The sequence below is a fragment of the Streptacidiphilus pinicola genome, assembly GCF_003258295.1.
GTDB lineage: Bacteria > Actinomycetota > Actinomycetes > Streptomycetales > Streptomycetaceae > Streptacidiphilus > Streptacidiphilus pinicola.
In genome coordinates this window covers 38,109-57,966 of the sequence record NZ_QKYN01000006.1, presented here as the reverse complement: position 1 = coordinate 57,966, position 19,858 = coordinate 38,109, and the positions used below count along the sequence as shown (strand labels likewise).

The window sequence follows — 19,858 nt, the reverse complement described above, 5'->3', positions numbered from 1 at the left end:
GGCCTGGGCGGTGAGTCCCGAGCCACCCTCTCTGTGCAGCCGGGACAGACCCTGCAGCTCACCATCGGCGCCCCCGCCCCCGGAGCCGTGGCCGAAGCCTCCCGGTCGGGCGAACTCGCCGTGGCGCGAACTGCCGGGGGTGCCGGCGGCGCCGATGGTGAGCTGCAGGGTCTGTCCCGGCTGCACAGAGAGGGTGGCTCGGGACTCACCGCCCAGGCCGCCCGGCGCCCCGGTGTTCGGCGGGTTGGGGAGCACGTATCCGGCGGCGCTGCCGCCCTCGGCGCCGAACAGGTCGACGGTGACCGCCGTGACACCGGCGGGCACGGTGAACGTGTCGGTGCCGGTGGCCGCGTAGGTGCACGCGTTCGGCGAGGTGGTGGCGAGGACGCCGGTCGCGCCGCAGGGCGAGGTGTCGGCGGCCGCGGCGGGACTCACCGCGAGGGGAACGAGCGCGGCCGCCAGCAGGCCGGCCGTGCCGGCGAGCGCGATCAGGACGGGTCTTCTCATGGGGGTTGCTGCTGCCTCTCCGGATCGGCGTCGGCCGATCCGTGACGGTTCGTCAGATCGCGGGGGAACGGGCGGCTGGGAGGGTGGGCCGACAGGCCGGCTGCCCGTTCCCCCGCGACGGTCGGGTGCGGGACGGATCAGGAGCCGTCGTTCGCGCAGAGCGCCCAGACGTCGGTGTGGTTGTTCGTGGAGCCACCGCCGCCGGTGTGCCCGTAGGCGGTCCAGGAGGCGGCCGTGGTGGCGCCGTCGGACACCGGGTTGCCGCTCGAGTCGCTCGGGTAGCTGCCGTTGAGGTGGTCGCCGCCCGAGCCGGGGCCGGTGAAGTCGGTCGTGGTGACGTTGCCGCCACTGATCGCGGCCCCGCCGCTCACCAGCGTGCCGTCGTTCGCACCGCAGCCCACGGTCGCCGTCTGACCGGTGTTGGCGCTGTTCGGACCGCTCACCTCGCTGAAGCGCACCGTCACGGTGGCGCCGCTGACGTTGATGCCGCTCCCGCTGCAGATCGCGTACGCGTAGGTGGTGTTGGTGGTGCCGCCGCCTCCGCCGTTCCAGCCGACCGCGGCCCAGGAGTCGGGGTTCGTCTCCCCGTCCGCCGCCCCCTTCTGGCCGTAGTCGTGGGCCGCGTTGTCGAAGGTGGGGTAGCTGGCGGCGGGCTTGAGGCTGCCGACGCTGGCCGGAGTGGTCCGGGCGCCGCCGCCGAGCAGGCGCGTGCCGGACGGGCAGGTGGCGACGGTCAGCCCCACCGTCGCGGCGGAGGTCGGCCCGGCGAGGTCGTTCATGACGACCTGCGTGTGGTTGATCAGGTTGCTGGTGAAGCAGACCGCGTACGGGGTGGTCGAGAAGGAGCTGTTGACCGCGCCCCCGCTGCCGCCGATGCCCAGCCAGTGGGTCACGTCGGTGCCCACGACACCCGTGGATCCGGTGTACTCGGTGCTGCCGTCGGGGCTGGGCTCGGTGCCGTTGACGTGGTTGCCGGGCGCCGCACTGCCGGTGCCGATGGCCTGGTTGATGCCTCCGCCGGAGATCAGGCCGGTGCCGCAGTCGGCGTGGGTGGAGATCTCGGAGAAGGTCGAGGTGGGGCCGAGGGTGGCTCCGGGGGTGCGCACGGTGGCGCTGACGGTGTTGGCGTATGCGAGGCCGGGCGCGGCCACCACGAGGACGGCGCCGATCACGAGCGCCTTCCCCGCGGCGAGGCGGCGCGAAATTCGAATGGACATCAAGCGGTCCCTTCTGGCGCCCCGGCGGCGGTGCCGCGGTCGGCGCGGCTGGAAGCGTGTGCGGACGAGCACCGACAGACTGGCGGTCGACCCGCCGGTAGCCCATTGGTGATCCACACGGTGCTGCCGCCCCGGAACTGGGTGATCCGCCAGCACGCCGAGGGACCGCCGCGGGGTCAGTGCACGAAGGTGATCGGGTACGGCGTCGGGCCGCCGTCCAGGAGGTGGTCGTCGCAGCCCTTCAGGAAGCGGTCGAAGAACGAGGTGACCAGCGCCCGGTCGGCCGTCACCGCGCGATGCGGGTCGACCTTGCCGACCGCCGCGACGAGCGTCGCCGCCGGTACCCGGCCGGCCAGCTGCGGGATCAGCGCCTCGCCGTCGGTGAACGAGACGTGCTCGGAGTGGTCCAGCGTGACGTCGGCCTTCCATCCGCGCTGGTGCCGCCAGAACGACGCCCACGACGGCTCGCCGTGCACGTTGCTGGCGTCCCGTCCGGAGCTGCCCATCAGCAGGAACGGCCGGTCCAGCCCGTGCTGCGCGACCTGGCTCAGGTGGGTGCCGTCCGGTTTGACGGTGTACTCCAGGGTGCCGTCCATGTCGACGCCCGCCTTGATCCGCGGATCGGTGTCCATCGCGTTGGCCGTCGTGAACCCGCCGGCGGAGTGCCCGAACATGCCGATGCGGCCCAGGTCCATGCCCTCGGTCAGCCGGTGCGGCAGGGTCGTCAGCCGGTCCAGGACCAGCTCGGTGTCGGCCTGACGCGCTGTCATCAGCTTGGTGAAGAACGCCAGCGTCGTGCCGTTCTTGTACGCGGTGGCGAAGGCCGCCAGCACCGTCGCGTTGCCGACCACGTGGCCGTCGGGGAACTGCGTCGCCGGCGCCTCCCCGGTGTGGTCGATGGTGACCACCACATAGCCGTGCGACGCGAGGTCCTCGACCAGCGAGACGTTCCAGTCCCGCGCGTCGCCGGCGCCGGGCGAGTACAGGACGACCGGGAAGCGGCCCGGCGCCGTCGCCGCGTCCTTCACCGAGTGCGTCCTGGTCGCGGCCCAGTTCACCAGACCGGCGGGCAGGTTGTTGTTCTGCTCGACCGCCGGACCGACCGCCGCGGCCACCACCGGCGGGAACTGGTGCGTGAACGGCCGACCGCCCGTGTGCACCGCCGGGTAGAAGACACTGATCATCAGCTCGCGGTCGTGCCGTCCCGGCAGCCACGGGTCCGCGCGCTTCGGGTCGACGAGCCGGAAGGTCGACTCACCGGTGGCGTAGCGGCCGCGTGGCGCGGGAAGCGTGAGCGTGGCCCGCTTCGCGTGGTGCGACGACCGCGCGGACACGGACGGCGTCGCGGCGGCGCGCGAGGCGGGCGCGGCCCACACCGGGACCGCGCTCGACACGGCGATACCGGCGACGACGATCCCGGCCACGGAAGCGGCGACGAGACGAGTGCTGCGCATGGGAGACTCCTGCAGGCTGCGGCGGTGCGTACGCGGACGCACCGATCCTCGCAACGCGACTCCCCGTCAGCCATCGGGCCTCCACGCCTTTCACCCCTGGGGACAGCCGTACCTCCGGAAGGTGGACAACCGGATGCCGCGGACCCGGAGCCGGGCGCTGTCAGTGCCCTGCCCTAGCGTTCGCGACATGACGCAAGCCGCTCACCCGTACCACTACCTGCGCTCCTCCGTGCTGGACGACCGGCACGGGCGCCTCGGGCTGGAGACCTCCGGTGGGTCCACACCCCTCGGCGAGGTCGCCCATCCCCGGTTCTTCGAAGGGGTGCTGACATCCCCTTCGGCCGCGGCCGCCGGGCTGCTCGCGGTCGCCGACGTGGCCGCCGCCCGCTACCACCTGCCCCGGCCGGCCGCTTCGCTGGATCCGGTGGTCACCGCCAACGGCGACCGGCTGCGGTTCGAGTCCTTCTCCGGCTGCGGCGGCGTCCACGCCCGGCTCGACGTGCTCGAATCCGGCGTCGACGGCGGGGAGATCGGCCACGGCACCACCAACGTCGACGTCAACGTCCCACTGCGGGACGCGCTCGGCCGGCTCGGCCCGGCCGAGCCGCTGCGGCTCGCGGTCGGCCCGGAGGAGTTGGAGGTCACCACGCTGGACGGCCCGGTGGTGGAGAAGCAGGTGCCGCTGCCGGAGCGCTGGCTGCGCGGCTTCGCCGAGACGCAGGTGGTGGCCGCCGGCTTCGACCTGCGCGCGGAGCTGCCCGCGGCCGAGGCGGTCCGGTTCCTGCGCTCGCTCACAGCGGGAGGCGGCGCGGGCGGCACCGGAGCAGCGGGCGGCACCGGGAGCGGCCGAGGCTCGGCCGGTCCGACGCAGTGGGTCCTCCCGGCCGGTCGGCTGCTGCGGTCGACCAGTCGGCCGGTGCCCGGTGCCGTCTGCCTGCCCGGTCCGCGGCGGCTGGTCGCGCTGCAGCGGGTGCTGCGGCACGCCCGCGCACTGCGTGTCTACGGCCCGCCGCTGACGGCCGGGGACACCCGGCCGACCGGCTCCGCCTGGGAGGTCGAGCTGCCGGGTATGCGCCTGACGCTCACCCTCTCCCCCGACCCGGCCCGCGGCTTCTCCGGCGAGGGCGGCGTGTTGGACGCGCTGGCCTCCGCCGGCAGCGAGCAGGACGCCGAGCTGGTCGCCGTCCTGCTGGCCTGGGAGTCGCGGATCGACGTGGCGGAGCTGGCCGAGCAGGCGGGCCTGTCCCCGCAGCGGGTCCGCGCGGCGTTGACCAGGCTCGGCACGTCGGGCCAGGTCGGCTACGACAACGCCGAGGCGGCGTTCTTCCACCGCCGACTCCCTTACGACGCGGGTCGGGCCGAGGCCGGCAACCCGCGGCTGCGGGCGGCCCGTGCCCTGGTAGCCGCGGGAGCGGTCCGTCCGGAGGCCGACGGCGGGGCGCTGGTGCACGTGGAGGATCATGTGCAGCGGGTCCGCCGCGCCGCGGACGGCTCACTGGGCTGCACCTGCCTGTGGTGGGCCAAGTACCGCGGCGGGCGCGGGCCGTGCAAGCACGTACTGGCGGTGGGGTTGGCGGCCGAGGCCGCCGCGACGACGAGTGTGACGGGGGTGGCGGCGCGATGAGCCTGCTGGACTGTGTGGATCGCGGGGATGTCGACGGCGTGGTGGCCGCCCTCGCGGGGCTCGGCGCGGCGGAGCGCCGCGCCCTGCTGCCCGAACTCAAGCGCCGGCGCCAGGAGATGGCCGTCGCCTGGTGGGAACACGCGGGGAGCCGCAGTCGGGCCCTGCTGGTGGCGGGGCTGGGCTGCAACACGGCGCCCTCCTCGGCGTTCTCCTGGGCGAACGGCATCGGCTCGCCCGCCGGGATCGTGGTCTGGCAGGACGGCGCGGTCCTGGCCGTCGTCGAGCAGCAGACGGCGGAGTGGCAGGCGGAGGTGCTGCGCCGGATCGCCGGCCGGCGGCCGGGCTGGTTCGGCGACGAGTACCCGGCCGTCGAGCGCCTCGCCCGCGCCGCGGGCGTGCCGGTGCCGGTCACGGACGGTGTGGTGCTGGCCTGGCAGCAGCACCACGACTGGCCGTATGCCACCGACGAGAAGCGTCGCGGGATGCTGCTCCGGCTGGTCGAGGCACCGTCGACGCCGGCGCTCGTCCTCGGCCTGTTCGACGTCGTCGGCACCGGCGACCGGCTGGGCGAGGCGTGGCGCGGCGCGATCCTCGGCCTGATCGAGGCCGGTGTGGTCGAGCGCGACGAGATACTCGACCGCTGCCTGGTCCGGCTTGCCCGCGGCGGACGGCCCGGCGACCAGCGCGGGTTCCTGCGACTGCTGGTGGAGCTCGCGCCGACGCAGCAGGAGAGCGCCGCCCGGATCCGCGCCTGGTTGCCGCTGCTGGACGGCCAGTCGACGGTGGCCGCACACGCCCAGGCGCGGCTCGGCGAGCTGGACGCCGCGGGCCTGCTGGAGCCGGAGCACCTGGTGGAGGCCTCGGGAACGGTCTTCTTCCGCAGCGAGAAGAAGCTGCTGCGGGCTCAGCTCGCCTGGCTGGACCGTTCCGGCCGGCGCTCCGCGGACTTCGCGGCGGCGGCCGTGCGCGGCGCTGCCCTGGCCTTCGGGCAGAGCGACGCCCAACTGCAGGAGCGGGCGCTCAAGGTGGCGGCACGTCACCTTGAGGCGGCCGGTCCGGCCCTGCTGCCCGAACTGCGGGCGGCCGCCGAACTGCTGGGCCCCGCCCAGGCCGCCGGCGCGCTGGCGCTCTTCGGCCTCGACGCACCCGCCGCCCCGGACGGCGCCGCGCCCTACGAGGAGCTGCTGCCGCCGCTCCCCCAGCGGCTGCCGCTGGCCGGTCCCCTCGACGGGCCGGTCGCGGTCGCTCAGGAGCTGGCCGCCGTGCTGGCGGGCGACGAGAGCGTGGCCGCCTTCGAGCGGACGCTGGACGGTCTGGTCCGCGAGTCCTCCCGGGACGTGGAGGCGCTGCGGGTGGCGCTGAAGCCGGTCCTGGGCGAGCGGGTGTGGGCCGACGAGCTCAGCGTCTGGTCACCATGGCACACCTGGATCGGGCTGGCGGCCGCCGCGGCGGCCGGTCAGGTGCCCCCGTCGCTCGCCCACGCCATGCTGCAGGATCCCGGTCAGGGCCCCCTCCAGGTGGACCGTCAGGAGCGGTTCCGCGCCGTCCTGGCCGCCCGGATCCAGGAGGCCGCGGCCTTGATCGTGTTCGGGCGCACGCCCTTCCTGGTCGCCACCCCCGGCTACGCCGACGGCGGGCTGGAGGCGTCGGCTCTGGTGGAGCGTCTCGCCGCGCTGGAGGCGGTGGGCGGCCGGGTCGGCGCGGACGACTTCGGCCAGGCGCTGCTCCGCGTCCTGCCGACGGACGATCCGGCGGTGCTCGCGGCTGCCGGGCAGCTCCGCTCGGCGGAGGGCCGACGCCTGGCCCAGTGGCTCGCCGGGGGTGGACTGCCCGGCCAGCGCACCGACCGGGTGCCGCCCAGGTTCCGGTCGCGTCCGATGGTCACCCAGCACGGGCCGGCGCCCGAGCACGAGTCCCTGCTCCCGCCGGTCCTGCGCCGACTGCTCGGGCCGCTGGTGGACGGGCAGGGGTTCCCGCTCTACGCCATCGGCGACATCGCGACGCGCTTCGCGCTGGCGACCCTGCCCGGCCATCGCGAGGAGTTGGCGGCCCGGCTCGGCAACGCGATCATCGACTCCGCCCAGTCCGACGCCAAGCGCGACGCGATCCTGCTGCCGCAGCTGGTCGAGGCGGGCGGCCCGGCCGGTCTCGCGGTCCACCTGACGGTGGCGTGCACGCTCGGCGCGGCCTCGGCCCAGGACCGCACCGCGGCCGTCGACGCGTTGCTGCTGCTCGCCGCACAGGGCGTGCTCGACACGGACCGCATGGGCGCCGATCTCGCCGATGCGGTTCGCTGCGGCCTGGCCCCGCTCAACCGGCTGCCGCTCGCGCTCCGCCAGGCCGCCGAGTCCGGCGCCTACGGCACGGTCTGGTCGGTGCTCCGCGCCGCGCTGCCGGGGCTGCTGGCCCCGGAGCCGATACGCGGCGTGCCGGAGCTGGTGGCCATCGCCACCGACTGCGCCGCCCGCTCCGGCGCGACCGGCGCGCTCCCGGTGGTCGAGGCCCTCGCCACACGACGCGGCTCCTCCCGCCTATTCAAGGAGGCTCGGGCCCTGCACACGGTCCTGACCGCGGGCTGAGCAGACCTGACCGGTGGTCAGAAGCCCGCCGGTCAGGCCTGGTCAGGCTGCGCGGCCCCGCCGTCGCCGTGCCAGGCCTGGGTTCACCAGGCCACGGGCAGCTCCTCGACGCCGTAGACCACAGTGTCCGTGCGGAACCGCAGCTCCTCGACCGGCACCGCGAGCCGCAGCTCCGGCAGCCGCCGGATCAGGGTCTCCAGCGCGATCTGCAGCTCCAACCTGGCCAGCGGCTGCCCCAGGCACTGGTGCACGCCGAACCCGAAGGCGACATGCCGCCTCGCGTCCCGCCCCAGGTCGAGCTCGTCCGGAGCGGCGAACACGGCACCGTCCCGGTTGGCGGTGGAGAGCATGCACACCACGCCCTCCCCGGGCTCGATGGTCGTCCCGCCGATCTCCGCCGTCTCGACCGCGACGCGCACGGTGCCGGTCTGGACGATGCTCAGGAAGCGCAGCATCTCCTCGACCGCACCCTTGATCAGCGTCGGATCCTCGCGGAGCCGGGCGAGTTGGACGGGGTCCCGCAGCAGTGCCAGCGTGGACAGCGCGGTCATGTTGGCCGTCGTCTCGTGGCCCGCGACGAGCAGCAGCAGGCTCATGGTGGCCACCTGCTCGCGCGTGAGATCCCCGCGCGCGACCAGCCGGCTGATGATCCTGTCGTCCGGCTCCCACTCCTTGCGGTCGGCCAACTCCATGACATAGAGCGCGAGTTCGTCCCGCGCCTGGCGCACCTGCTCGGTCGTGCTGTGGTTGTGCAGCAGGATCCGGCTGCGCTCCTGGAAGTAGTCGTGGTCCTGGTACGGAACGCCCAGCAGCCTGCAGATCACCAGCGACGGCACCGGCAGCGCGAACTCCGCGACCAGATCCGCCGGCGGGTGGTGCGCCGTCATGCGGTCGAGGAAGTCGTCGACGATCCGCTGGATCTCGGGCCGCAGCGCCTCGACGCGCTTGATGATGAAGTCGCCGGTCAGCATGCGCCGGAACCTGGCGTGCTCGGGGTCGTCCATCCGGATGAAGGACGGGTTCTGCGCCGCCAGCTCCCGGCGTCCGTCGCTGAGGAACGGGAAGCCGGGGTGGCGTGCGTCGGCGCTGAACCGCCGGTCGCCCATCACGGAACGGACGTCCTCGTGCCGGGTGACGAGCCAGGCGCGGGAGCCGTCCCAGAGCGAGACGGGGGTGACCGGCCGCTGCTCCAGGGCCTCCTGGTAGGCGGGCGGCGGCGCGAACGGGCAACCGCCCCGGGCGGCCGGATAGTTGATGGCGTCGATCGGCTCCACAGTGGTCACGAGTGTCACTCCTGTACGGAGATGGCCCGGCCCGGGCAGATGCCGGCCGCCGTGCGGACGGCGGACTGCAGCTCCGCCGGGGGCCGGGCCTGGATCAGCAGGACGACTCCGTCGTCCTCGGACTGGTCGAACACCTCCGGGACGGCCATCACGCACTGCCCGGAGCTGCAGCAGCGGTCCGGGTCGACACTGACACGCATGAGAGCCTCCCAGCAGGTGGCATGAGCAAACCAACTACGTCGCCAACCTAGACCACGCCCGCTGTAGGTGCACTACGCAACGGCCTGCGGACGGACAATGGCCGGAAATGCTCCGCACTCGTCAGATTCGGCCGTCACGGCGTTCGCGAGCGTAGTCCCGTAGCCGGGCCAGGACGAAGAATCATCGGGCGAATTCGCGCACGACCCTTGTTGTCTCAGACATGTCATGTCTGAATGGGCAGCGATTCGTGGAGACCCCACGTTCACACATCCGGAAAGGGGAACCACCATGAAGCATGCCCGGCTCGGCCTCGGAGCCGCCCTCGTCACCTGCGCGTTCGTGGGCACGGCGCTGGTGCAGGCCCCCCTGGCCGGCGCGGTCTCGCCGGACTCGGCGACGATCTCGTTCGACTGCGGCAGCTACGGCTCCGGTTCCGCGACGCTGACGGCGACGCAGGACGGGACCAACGCGACCATCACCGTCACCACCTCCGCCATCACCGCGCCGATCGCGATCGGCGCGAACTCCGTGAGCTCCGACCTGACGATGACCAACAGCGACGGCAGCACCGCGGTGTTCAGCGGCTCTGCCAACCCCGACATCCCCGCGGGCAGCCCGGTCTCCACCGGCCCGCTGAGCGGAACCGTGGCCGCGGGCGACAGCCTGTCCGCCACCTCGATGACCGTCTCGGTCTTCGGCATCACCGCCACCTGCACCGCGACAAGCGCCCAGTCCCCCGGCCCGTTCACCTACTGACGCCCCATGGCCCCGCCGGCAAGCCGCCCGCGGGGCCACGCTCGATCGCGCGTGAGAGGCCCTGGGCCTCGAAGGCCGCCCTCGGCACCTCCGCCGTGGGCACGTCGCGCACCGTCGAGGTGCAGGCGCTCCAGTCGGGTCGCCGCGTCTACGCGGGCACGCTCAGCTGCTGAGGCGCGCGTCCGACCGCGCCGTCAGCCGACGACCAGGACGCCGTCGGGGACGTTGCCGACGGTGACCGGGGAGCCGAGGGTTCCGGTGGACACCGTGATCGGGGCCACTTGGTTGACGTTGGAGTCCACCACCCAGGCGGTGGAGCCGTCGTGGCTGAAGGCGACCGCGTAGGCGCCGGAGCCGGTCGGGAGGAAGGGGCCGGGGGTCGTGGTCGCGAGGGTGATCGGAGTGACGCCGCCCGCGCCGGTGTCCGCGACGTAGGCGGTCGTGCCGTCCGGGGAGACGGCGACGCCCTGAGGGCCGGCGCCGGTCGGGATGGTGGCCGTCACCGCCGCCGAGGCGGCGTCGATGACCGAGACCGAGGCGGCGCCGCCGTTGGTGATGAGGACCCGGCTGCTGTCGGGCGTCACCGCCACGCCGAACGGGGCCGCGCCGACCGCGACGGTGTGCGTGACCGAGCGCGTCGCCAGGTCGACGTCGCTGACGGTGCCGGCGCCCTGGTTCGCGACCCACAGCTGCTTGCCGTCGGGGCTGACCGCGAGGCGCTCCGCCTGGCTGCCCACGGTGACGGGCGCGCCCGCGACGAGGGTGGCGACGTCGATCGGCTGGACGGTGCCGTCGCCGTAGTTGCTCACCCACACCGTCTTCCCGTCCGGGGTGGCGGACAGGTCGGCCGCGACGTTGCCGACGGGGACGGTCCCCCGCACCGCGTTGGTCGTGGTGTCGATCACCGTGACGTTGTTGCTGTTGTTGTTGGCCACGAACAGGTCACCGCCGGCCACGGTCATGCCGTCCGGGCCGCTGCCCACGGGGATGGCCGGGCCGGCGTTGTGGGTCCGGGTGTCCACCGGGGTCACGGTGTTGTCGCTGTAGTTGGTCACGTACGCGGTCGGGATCGTCTCGCCGGGCTTGGCGACCGTGGTCAGCAGCGAGGCGCCGGGAATGGTCGCGCCGTTCGAGGCCTGCGAGGCGAAGGCCACCTGGTAGTAGCCGGTGGCGGTGGCCGCGCCGGCGGCGATCCGCACCGTGGTCTGCGCCGTGCCGCCGGCCGGGGCGGTGACCGTGCCGGCGGCCGGGGTGACGGACAGTCCGGTCGGCGCGGTGGCGTGCCAGGCGACCGTGGCCGGACGGGTGCCGCGGCTGTTGTCGACCTTCACCGCGACGGCCGCGCCCGCCCCGGGGGCGAAGCGCAGCTGACCCGGGGTCAGCTCGACGGCGGCGCTGGTGCTCGGCGGGAAGTGCACCGGGCCCGCCCCGAACGAGGGCGGAACGTCGGCGGCGGCCGCGCCCCAGCCGGTGTTCGGCGTGCTGGAGAGCGTGTAGTCCAGCCGGTGCGCCTTGGTCAGGTCGATCCAGGAGTGGCCGGTGGCCTGCCCGTTGACACGCAGGGACCGCACGTACGGGTCGCCCGCGCCCCGCGCGTCGATCGTCAGGTCGCCGTACGCCCCGTGGACCGTCGCGGACGGGAACTGCGGGGCGCCCAGCACCATCATCGGCACACCCGGTGTCTGCGGGTACACGCCGAGGGCCGCCCACACGTACCACGAGCTCATCGCGCCGAGGTCGTCGTTGCCGGGCTCGCCGCCCGGGTTCAGCCCGTACAGCTGGGTCAGCACGCGGTGGACCACGGACTGCGTCTTCCAGGCCTCGCCGATGCTGTCGTAGACCCACGGCGTATCGAGGGCGATCTCGTTGCCCTGCCACTGGTAGGGCGCGTTCGGGCCCGCGTTGAGCTGGGTGAAGTAGCTGTCCAGCCGCTTGGCCGCCGCCTGTTTGCCGCCCAGCCCCTGGACCAGGCCCGCGAGGTTCTGCGGCACCATCCAGGTGTACTGCGCGGCGTTGCCCTCCTGGAAACCGCTCTGGCCGAAGCCGGAGACCGTCACGGGCGGGCCGGAGGGGAACGCGCCGGCCGCGTCGCGCGGCTCGACGTAGCCGTTCGCGGTGTCGAGGACGTTCGCCCAGTTCTGCGAGCGCCTGGTGAACACCGCGGCGTCCGAGCCGTGGCCGAGACTCTGTGCGAGCCGTGAGATCGAGAAGTCGTCGAGAGCGTACTCGAGCGTCTCGGAGGCGCCGTTGGGCACCGGGCTGATCGAGTCGGAGCCGATGTTCGGCACGTACCCGTCCTTGATGTACGCGGCGCCGTTGGGACGCTCGACGTACCAACCCTGGCCCGGCGCTCCCGTGTTGCCGTCGGCCCCGTTGACCATGTCGGTGAGGGCGGTGGCGGCGTCGAACCCACGCGCCCCGAAGGCGTAGGTGTCGGCGAGGATCGGGTCGGCGGAGTCGCCGTTCATGACGCCGGTGTAGCCGTTGGCCGAGGGCCACTTGGGCAGCGCGCCGCCCTGGGCCGCGTCGTTGAGGAGCGAGGTCGCCATGTCGGCGGCCACCGGCGGGTCGATGGTGGCGAGCAGCGGGGTCTGCGAGCGGTAGATGTCCCAGCCGGAGTAGTTGGCGTACTGCGCGTGCCCCGGCCGCACCTGGTGGACCTTCTCGTCGAAGCCCGGGTACCGCCCGTCCGCGTCGCTGAACAGGCTGGGCTCCAGGGAGGCGTGGTACAGCGCCGTGTAGAAGGTCGCCTGCGCGGTGCGGCTGCCGCCGGCGACGGAGATGGTGCGCAACTGCCGGTTCCACGCGGCCTTGGCCGCGAGCGCGACCCGGCCGACGTCGTAGCTGCGCGCCTCGGCGTTCAGGTTGTTCAGCGCTCCCTGGACGCTCACGTAGGAGACGGCGACCTGCATACCGACGTGGGTGTCCTTGGTGGTGTCGAAGGTGAGCCAGCCCCCGGCGACGACGCCGGCGCCCTGGGAGGCGGCGCCCGCCGCGCTCCCGGTGGTCGAGTACGTCCTGGACCGCGGGATCTGCCGGCCCGTCTCGCGCACGCTCGTGGCGCCGGCCCGGGTGGCGACCTGTGCGGCGCTCGCCCCGCCCCAGGTGCCCGAGGCGGTGAACGGCCGGTCGAAGCGGGCGGCGAAGTGGACCGTGTAGCTGTTCGGCTGGCCACAGAAGTGGCCGCTGGTGACGGACCCGGTGATCTCGCGGTCGCCGATGGCCTGGAAGTCGGCGGCGGAGCTGCCGTTGGCACTGTCGGCGACCTTGACCAGCAGCCGGGCCTGGCGGCTCGCGGGGTAGGTGAAGCGCGCGACACCGGTGCGCGCGGTCACGGCCAGCTGCGTGTGCACGCCACCTGCGGTCACCGTGTACGAGCCGGGGTGCGCGGTCTGCGACGCCCGGTCGTACGTCTCGGCGGCCGAGTCGGGGTTGCCCGGCAGCGCACCGGTCAGCGGCAGAATCGGGAAGTCCCCCGCGATCGCGCATCCGGGCCCGGACAGGTGGGTGAGGCTGAACCCGGTGATCTGGGAGTCCGCGACGTTGTAGCCCCCGCCGTCCGGACGTGACGGGGTGTCAGGGCTCCACTGCACCATGCCGAACGGCAGGTCCGCGCCGGGGAAGGTGTCGACCTGGCCGACGACGGTGCCCCCGCTCCCGGTGCCGACCATGGGGTCGACCAGCGCCGCGGGGTCGGCGACGGAGCCCGGCGCGGTGACGGCCTGCGCCGTGGCGGCCTGCGCGGCGACGGGGGTCAGTGCCAGGACCAGCGATCCCGCCACCGCCGCGGCCAGCCTCCCACCCGGGGAGAGCCGGCTCCGTAGCCGGAATCGGGTCGAACGACGGAGTTGACGAAGGACCGGCATCGACATCGTTGTCATCGTTGACACTGCGGCAGTGACTCACGCCCCGCCCGTAGCGTCAAGGCCTCGCGCAACAACTGGCGCTGACGTGACGTCATGATCTGGCCATGAGGATCGCGACCGACCCTGGCAACGTTGTCAGCCCTCCCGAGCGACACTCCGGGCGAACCGCCTTTCTGGTTCGCTTCCGCCGTTCGAGTGGCTCTGGAGACTAAGACTTTGTCGGAGAGTCATCAACTGACTACGTTACGTGACATGAAGCGCCACTTGAGCAAGTTCATGGCCGTCCTCGCGGCGGCCGTGTTCGCCGCCGTGACCTTGACCCCTGCCTCAGCCGCAGCGCCCGCCGCACAGACCCGCGCGACGGCCTCGACCCGGGTCTCCCCCGGCCCCGACTGCGCCAACAACGGCAACACGAACCCGTGCTGGGAGTACCAGACCTGGTTCTGGACGTTCGACAACTGCAACAACTACTACAACGAGCACCCCTACGACCCGAGCCGGTACGACAACCACATCTGCGCCGTCTTCACCAACGGGCTCACCGTGGGGCTCTGGTTCCACAAGTACAGCGGCTGACCCTCGTCACGCCGGCGGCTGCTGACGCTCACCGGTTGCCGTAGTCGCGGCGGTACTCCTCCAGGATGGCATGGAGGTGGTGGCCGATCTTGAGGTAGTCCAGGTCGTGGAGGTTGGCCAGGGAGACCCGGACCGACCACTCGGGGCCGTCGAACCCGCCGCCGTTGAGCAGCACGATCGAGGACTGGTGGGCGAGCCGGAACAGGATGTCGGTCGGCTCGTAGGTGGCTTCCAGGTAGTCCGCGAACTCCGGGGAGTCGAAGGCGCGGGCCTCGGCGAGGATGTCGAGTTCGACGTAGTACGCGGCGCGGCCCGGGTCGTCGCTGATGTGGCCACCGGCGCCCTCCATCAGCAGGTCCAGGCGGCGGTGCACGATGTCGCGCAGCAGCTGCCGGTACCGCCGGCCCTCCTCCAGCAGGTCGAAGAGGGCAAAGAGCGTCATCTGCGTCTGCTGCGGGGTGGACAGGCCGGCGGTGTGGTTGAGGGCGACCTGGCGGGAGTCGGCGACGAGGCGGTCGACGAAGCTCAGCTTCTCCGGCTCCAGCGTCAGGGTGGCGTAGCGCCTGCGCAGCGTCCTGCGCTCGGCCGCCGGCAGCGCCCTGATCTTCTCGTCGCAGACGTTGTCCCTCGGGACGGCGATGACGCCCAGCCGCCAGCCCGTGCAGCCGAAGTGCTTGGAGAACGAGTAGACCAGGGCCGTGTTGCGCGGGCACACCTCGGCGAGGGAGCGGAAGCCGGGCACGAAGGTGCTGTAGACGTCGTCGGTGATCACGACCAGGCCGGGGTTGCTGGTCCGCACGATCTCCGCGATCCGCTCGCGGACCCGGTCCGACATCGCCATGGACGGCGGGTTGGACGGGTTGACCAGCATCAGCGCCTTGACCTTCGGGTCGGCGAGCTTGTCGACCTCCTCGTTCGGGTAGCGCCACATGTGGACGCCTTCCTCGGTCATCATGTCGGCCTTGACCCGCACCACTTCGAACGCGTAGCGGTCCAGCTCCGGGATCTCCAGGTACGGGGTGAAGATCGGCGTCATGATGGCGACGGTGTCGCCGCGCCTGAGGATCCGGTTGGTGACGAGGGTGTCGAACAGGTAGCACATGGCCGCGGTGCCGCCCTCGGTCGGGAAGACGTCCACCGTGTCGGGGTCGACCCCGCCGCGGTACAGCTCCTCGGCCAGGAACGCGCGCAGGACCCGCTCGCAGTGGTGCAGCGCGCGTTCCGGGACGGGGTAGTTGTCACCCAGATAGCCGTCGACCAGTTCGTGCACCCAGGCGTCCGGGTCGAAGCCCAGCCGGTCGATCCCGTACTCCACGCACGCGCGCAGCATCCGCATGCCGGTCAGCCCCGGGTTGGCCTCGCAGAACCGCTCGAAGCGCAGCCGGGCGTCGGTCTGTTCCGGCATCCCGCCGAGGTCGTCCATGCTCCAGACCCGCCGGGACTCCTCCAGGGCGAAGTGGCCGAGCGCGAGGAACGCCTCACGCGGGCCCAGGGCGTTCCAGTTCGGATTGCCCCGTCCGGCGTTGAGCAACTGCTCGGAGGACGGGCGGGTGGACTCGGAGGCCAGGTCGAGCAGCGCGTTCTTCAGCTCGAACGGGCTCAGCGAGGAGAGCCGCTTGACCTTCTTGCGGCTCGTCCCCAGCCGCGCGGAGGTCCTGGCCTTGGGCGTCGACGTCACTCGGAGCTCTCTCCTCTGGGCGCGCCTGCGCGCGCAGACACCCACCACTCGACCACAGTCCACCGCCCGGGACCTGCGCAGCTGATCCGACCGAGCGACTCGTGGCCCTGTCTGGAATCCTGGTGTCATGGCCGAGGCTGCGGTCGAGCGGACGGGCAGTGGCCGACTGCGCCGCTGGTGGGCGGCGGTTGTCGCGGTACTGGACGGCCTGGCGAAGGCGCCGGCGACGATCACGCTGGTGGTGCTCTTCTGGGTGCTGGGCCTCGGCGCCGGGGGCGCACGGAGCTGGGCGGGCATGGGCACCCAGACCGTCGCGGAGGGTCGCTGGTGGACGCTGTTCACCTACGGCGTCTGGGACTACGGCGTCTTCGGGTTCGCGGTGGCGACGGCGCTGGCGCTGATCACCATGCTCCCCGCGGAGCGACGCCTGGGCTCGGGTCCCGCAGTGGGGCTCTTCCTGCTCTGCCAGGTCGCCGGCGCGCTGCTGGCGATCGCCGTGATCGAGCTCGGGGCGGCGACCGGCGACCCGTGGCTGGCCACCCTCGTCGGCAACCGGACCGTCGGCCCGACGCCGGGGCTGGTCGGGGTCGGCCTGGCCCTCAGTGCCTCGCTCACCGCGCTCTGGCGCCGTCGGCTGCGACTGCTGCTGATCACCGGGACCCTGCTGTTCCTGCTCTACGCCGGTGAGGTCGTCGACGTCGCGCGGACCGGCGCCGCGCTGGTCGGCCTGCTGTCCGGCGCGCTGCTGCTCACCGACCGGCGCCCGCTGCGGGACGTCCGGCCGCTGCCCTCCTCGCACGCGGAGACCCGGCTGCTGGTGGCGGTCTTCGCCTCCGTCTCCGCGCTCGGTCCGCTGATCACCTGGTTCACCCGCGACACCGACGGGCCCCTGGCGCTGTACCGGCAGCTGTTCATCGGCGTCGGCAGCTCCACCGCCTCCGTCGCGGCGGCCTGCGCCGGGCCCCTGGCGCACACCCAGGCGTGCACCAACGCCCAGGTCGACCGCGCGCTGGCGAACAGCCCCGACGTGTTCGTCTACTGGGTGCCGGTCTGCCTCATCGTCATCGTCGCCGTCGGCCTGTGGCGCGGCCGGAGGATGGCCTGGTGGACAGCCGTACTGCTGCGCGTGGTGCTGATCGCCGCCGAGCTGCGCTACTACTTCCTGCACCGCGGCACCGCCGGCGGGCCGTTCACCTTCTACTCGATCCTGCAGTTGTGCGTCCCGGCCAGCGTGCTCCTGGTCCTGATCCTGACCCGACGTCACTTCCGGATCCGGGTCGAGCGGGAGACGGCCCTGACCTTCCTGGGCATCGCCGTCCTCGCCTTCGTCGTCACCGGCGCGGTCTACATCAAGTTCGCCTACGACGCCCGCGCCCAGTTCACCCCGGTCCCGGCGTTCCACCAGGTCCTGTCGGACTACCCCAAGCGACTGGTCCCGCCCGCGTACCTGCCGCTGCTGGGCAAGCACCTGGGCGCGTTCCTCCCGGTCACGCTGCACGCCAAGGCGCTGTGGGAGTTCACCGGGCCGGTCTTCTGGCTGGTCGTGCTCGGCGGACTGCTGGTGGCGTTCTGGCGGGCCGCCGCCCGCCGCAGGGTCGACAACTCGGCCGAGGCGGAGCAGGTGCTGCTGCGCTACGGCGGCTCCACGCTGTCCTGGATGACCACCTGGCCGGGCAACGACCACTGGCTCTCCCCGGACGGCCGGGCCGCCGTCGCCTACCGCGTCGTCGGCAGCACCGCACTGACGCTGGGCGGTCCCTACGGCGATCCGCGCGCCCGCGACGACGCGGTCGCGGAGTTCGCCGCGTTCTGCGACGCCAGGGGCTGGTCGCCGTGCCTCTACAGCGTCACCGAGGAGACCAAGGACACGACGGACGCGCTCGGCTGGTCCTCGCTCCAGGTGGCCGAGGACACCCTGCTGCTCCTCCCCGACCTCGCCTTCACCGGCAAGAAGTGGCAGGACGTCCGCTCCGCGCTCAACCGGGCCGGCAAGGCCGGGGTGACCGCGCACTGGCACACCTGGCCCACCGCGCCGATCGCCGTCCAGGAGCAGGTCCGCGCCCTGTCCGAGGAGTGGGTCGCGGACAAGGGCCTGCCGGAGATGGGCTTCACCCTGGGCGGCCTCGCGGAGCTGGACGACCCCCGGGTGCGCCTCCTGGTCGCCCTCGACGAGGACAACCGGCTGCACGGCGTGACGAGTTGGCTCCCCTGCTACGAGGACGGCGTTCCGGTCGGCTGGACGCTGGACTTCATGCGTCGCGGCAACGGCGCGTTCCAGGGCGTGATGGAGTTCCTCATCGCCACGGCGGCCCTGGCGTTCAAGGAGGAGGGGGCCCGGTTCCTGAGCCTGTCCGGCGCCCCGCTGGCCCGGATGGACCGGGGCGAGCGGCCGGCCGCCCTGCAGCGCGTGCTCGACGTGGCCGGCCGGGCGCTCGAACCGGCCTACGGTTTCCGCTCGTTGCTCGCCTTCAAGGCGAAGTTCCAGCCCACCTACCTGCCGCTGTACCTGGTCTATCCCGACGCGGCCCAACTCCCGGCCATCGCCAACGCGATCGGCAAGGCCTATCTGCCGCACACGACCCCGGCCCAGATGGTGCGCCTCAGCCGCCGCCTCACCGCCGGCCCCCACCCCTCGGCGAAAGGCAGTGGTGCGGGGCCGCGTCGCTGACGACGCGGCCCCGCACCATGGGTACTGCCTTCACCTACCGTGCCGGTGACCGCTGCTGGGTCAGCCGACCGTCGGGTGGGTCAGGGCGCAGCCGTTGGTGTCGTTGGACCAGCTGCCCTGGAGGGTGTAGGTGCCGTTGCCCATGGTGACGCTGCCCGCGGCGCCGGTGCCGGTCTTGAGCCAGGCGCACTCGTCCGCGTTCTCCTGGCCGTTGCTCGGGTTGGTCCAACCGCCCGCCGGGAACTGGTCGGTGACCGTCTCGGAGTACTCGTGGCCGAGCGTCATGGTCCAGCCGTCGAGCGTGCCGGAGGTGCCCGAGTTGATGAAGTTGACGCCGCAGTTGGCGCCGGCGTCCATGTTGTAGGGCTGGTTCGAGAACGCGAAGTTGCCCACGTCGGAGGTGACGGCCCCGCCGGTCAGCGTGCTGTCGCCGTTGTAGTCGTGCCAGGCGCAGAAGCCGGTGGTGGTGCTCTGGTAGTTGTCCGGGTTCGTGCCATGGGGCGACAGGATGACGTAGTACGCGCCGCGGTTGGCCGCGGACGTGGTGTTGCCGAAGTGGTGGGCGGCGTTCAGGGCCTCGACGCCGAGCTGGTTGCCCGTGGCCTGGGCAGGGGAGGCCGCGGTGTTGTCGTACCAGACGCCGGCGTAGACGCCGTTGCTCGGGTAGGGCACGTGGGACGAGCCGGCCGGGCAGGTGGTCGCACCCTTGGTGACGCCCGCGCCGTCGCAGTACTGGGTCATGGTGCCGGACCACTGCTCGCCGCCGGTGCCGATGCCCTTGAACAGGTTCTGCGCGACCGGGGCGGCGTTGTACGGGTCGTTGCTGAAGGTCAGGTTGCCGTTGGCGTCGGTGCCCTGGGTGCCCCACTGGCTTCCGTAGAAGACCAGGTAGACCTTGGGCTGGACGTCCATGACACCGACGCCGCCGGTGCCGCCGCCGTAGGTCAGCGTGCCCGAGGTGTGGCGCGCGCCCTTCTGCGCGGCCTTCCAGTTGGCGAGCTCCGGCATGTATCCGTGGCCGCGGTTGGTGAAGGCGTGGGAGGAGCTGCCGCCGGCGGTGGTCGCGGCGGAGGCGGAGCCGGTGGATATCACGGCTCCGGCGGCCGCAAGCGCGGCCGCGCCCACGATCGCCGCGGTGGTGCGGTGGCGGGAGATGAATCCGAGCGTCATGTGCTGTGCTGCCTCTCGATTCGAGACGTGGCGTCCCCCGCGCTTTTGCGGTGGGCACCTTCGGGACCGGAGCGCCGGAGGAGGGCATGCGGGATCGCCGCTGAGCCGGACCGGCTTCCGTGGTACGAGGGTGGAATTGAGCACAAGCGGGGCTCGGCCCGTTCGGCCGATCAAGATCCGCTGTCTTGCGTGCGGCGAAGTTAGCAGCAGCTGACCAGCAGGTCAACGGTGGGTGTACGACCGTGAACGGACGAAATTTCGGGACGGAGGGAACCATTC

The 19,858-nt window shown here is 72.7% G+C and carries 12 protein-coding genes and 1 pseudogene; 5 read left to right on the top strand and 8 right to left on the bottom strand.

What is annotated here, in order from left to right; genetic code table 11:
• From DN069_RS00850 to DN069_RS00840, 3 genes and pseudogenes are all read right to left on the bottom strand, one after another.
• Positions 1 to 507 (bottom strand): annotated as a pseudogene (locus DN069_RS00850) (hypothetical protein); the annotation flags it as partial.
• Positions 508 to 644: 137 nt separating this feature from the next.
• The gene (locus DN069_RS00845; RefSeq protein ID WP_111498726.1) at positions 645 to 1,724 is read right to left on the bottom strand and encodes a hypothetical protein; all 1,080 of its coding nucleotides are present in this window, start codon (positions 1,722 to 1,724) and stop codon (positions 645 to 647) included.
• A gap of 176 nt (positions 1,725 to 1,900) precedes the next feature.
• Positions 1,901 to 3,178: an alpha/beta hydrolase family protein gene (locus tag DN069_RS00840; protein ID WP_111498725.1), complete on the bottom strand. Its 1,278-nt coding sequence runs from the start codon at positions 3,176 to 3,178 to the stop codon at positions 1,901 to 1,903.
• 187 nt (positions 3,179 to 3,365) lie between these two features.
• Here DN069_RS00840 and DN069_RS00835 point away from each other — a divergent pair, with 187 nt between their 5' ends.
• Both DN069_RS00835 and DN069_RS00830 read left to right on the top strand, forming a co-directional pair.
• Positions 3,366 to 4,802: an SWIM zinc finger family protein gene (locus tag DN069_RS00835; RefSeq protein ID WP_111498724.1), complete on the top strand. Its 1,437-nt coding sequence runs from the start codon at positions 3,366 to 3,368 to the stop codon at positions 4,800 to 4,802.
• Positions 4,799 to 7,381 carry a DUF7825 domain-containing protein gene (locus DN069_RS00830; protein ID WP_111498723.1) on the top strand — a complete coding sequence of 861 codons (2,583 nt, stop codon included), beginning with the start codon at positions 4,799 to 4,801 and terminating at the stop codon, positions 7,379 to 7,381. The genes DN069_RS00835 and DN069_RS00830 overlap by 4 nt, the downstream gene beginning before the upstream one ends.
• 83 nt (positions 7,382 to 7,464) lie before the next feature.
• Here DN069_RS00830 and DN069_RS00825 read toward each other — a convergent pair whose 3' ends face one another.
• A complete protein-coding gene (locus tag DN069_RS00825; RefSeq protein ID WP_111498722.1) occupies positions 7,465 to 8,664 on the bottom strand; it encodes a cytochrome P450 in 1,200 nt (399 codons plus the stop codon).
• A 5-nt stretch (positions 8,665 to 8,669) separates the two neighbouring features.
• A complete protein-coding gene (locus DN069_RS00820; protein ID WP_111498721.1) occupies positions 8,670 to 8,864 on the bottom strand; it encodes a ferredoxin in 195 nt (64 codons plus the stop codon).
• A gap of 289 nt (positions 8,865 to 9,153) precedes the next feature.
• Between DN069_RS00820 and DN069_RS00815 the strand changes: the two genes are divergently transcribed.
• Positions 9,154 to 9,621: a hypothetical protein gene (locus tag DN069_RS00815; RefSeq protein ID WP_111498720.1), complete on the top strand. Its 468-nt coding sequence runs from the start codon at positions 9,154 to 9,156 to the stop codon at positions 9,619 to 9,621.
• 194 nt (positions 9,622 to 9,815) lie between these two features.
• On the opposite strand, the gene DN069_RS00810 is transcribed toward DN069_RS00815, so the two are convergent.
• Positions 9,816 to 13,403 carry a GH92 family glycosyl hydrolase gene (locus DN069_RS00810; protein WP_165845325.1) on the bottom strand — a complete coding sequence of 1,196 codons (3,588 nt, stop codon included), beginning with the start codon at positions 13,401 to 13,403 and terminating at the stop codon, positions 9,816 to 9,818.
• A gap of 336 nt (positions 13,404 to 13,739) precedes the next feature.
• On the opposite strand from DN069_RS00810, the gene DN069_RS00805 reads away from it, so the two are divergent.
• Positions 13,740 to 14,063 (top strand): hypothetical protein, encoded by a 324-nt coding sequence (locus DN069_RS00805; RefSeq protein ID WP_111498718.1) that lies wholly within the window; start codon positions 13,740 to 13,742, stop codon positions 14,061 to 14,063.
• 28 nt (positions 14,064 to 14,091) lie between these two features.
• Here DN069_RS00805 and DN069_RS00800 read toward each other — a convergent pair whose 3' ends face one another.
• Positions 14,092 to 15,741 (bottom strand): bifunctional aspartate transaminase/aspartate 4-decarboxylase, encoded by a 1,650-nt coding sequence (locus tag DN069_RS00800; protein WP_243638810.1) that lies wholly within the window; start codon positions 15,739 to 15,741, stop codon positions 14,092 to 14,094.
• A gap of 127 nt (positions 15,742 to 15,868) precedes the next feature.
• Here DN069_RS00800 and DN069_RS00795 point away from each other — a divergent pair, with 127 nt between their 5' ends.
• Positions 15,869 to 18,409, top strand: coding sequence for a bifunctional lysylphosphatidylglycerol flippase/synthetase MprF (locus tag DN069_RS00795; RefSeq protein WP_111498716.1), 2,541 nt, complete (start codon positions 15,869 to 15,871; stop codon positions 18,407 to 18,409).
• 60 nt (positions 18,410 to 18,469) lie between these two features.
• Here DN069_RS00795 and DN069_RS00790 read toward each other — a convergent pair whose 3' ends face one another.
• Positions 18,470 to 19,579: a hypothetical protein gene (locus tag DN069_RS00790; RefSeq protein ID WP_111498715.1), complete on the bottom strand. Its 1,110-nt coding sequence runs from the start codon at positions 19,577 to 19,579 to the stop codon at positions 18,470 to 18,472.
• Between the last annotated feature and the right edge of the window lie 279 nt (positions 19,580 to 19,858).

Bases quoted from the DNA above. Each gene is read 5' to 3' on its own strand.
- DN069_RS00845 (WP_111498726.1), bottom strand. From the start codon at position 1,724: ATGTCCATTCGAATTTCGCGCCGCCTCGCCGCGGGGAAGGCGCTCGTG.
- DN069_RS00840 (WP_111498725.1), bottom strand. From the start codon at position 3,178: ATGCGCAGCACTCGTCTCGTCGCCGCTTCCGTGGCCGGGATCGTCGTC.
- DN069_RS00835 (WP_111498724.1), top strand. From the start codon at position 3,366: ATGACGCAAGCCGCTCACCCGTACCACTACCTGCGCTCCTCCGTGCTG.
- DN069_RS00830 (WP_111498723.1), top strand. From the start codon at position 4,799: ATGAGCCTGCTGGACTGTGTGGATCGCGGGGATGTCGACGGCGTGGTG.
- DN069_RS00820 (WP_111498721.1), bottom strand. From the start codon at position 8,864: ATGCGTGTCAGTGTCGACCCGGACCGCTGCTGCAGCTCCGGGCAGTGC.
- DN069_RS00815 (WP_111498720.1), top strand. From the start codon at position 9,154: ATGAAGCATGCCCGGCTCGGCCTCGGAGCCGCCCTCGTCACCTGCGCG.
- DN069_RS00805 (WP_111498718.1), top strand. From the start codon at position 13,740: ATGAAGCGCCACTTGAGCAAGTTCATGGCCGTCCTCGCGGCGGCCGTG.
- DN069_RS00795 (WP_111498716.1), top strand. From the start codon at position 15,869: ATGGCCGAGGCTGCGGTCGAGCGGACGGGCAGTGGCCGACTGCGCCGC.
- DN069_RS00790 (WP_111498715.1), bottom strand. From the start codon at position 19,579: ATGACGCTCGGATTCATCTCCCGCCACCGCACCACCGCGGCGATCGTG.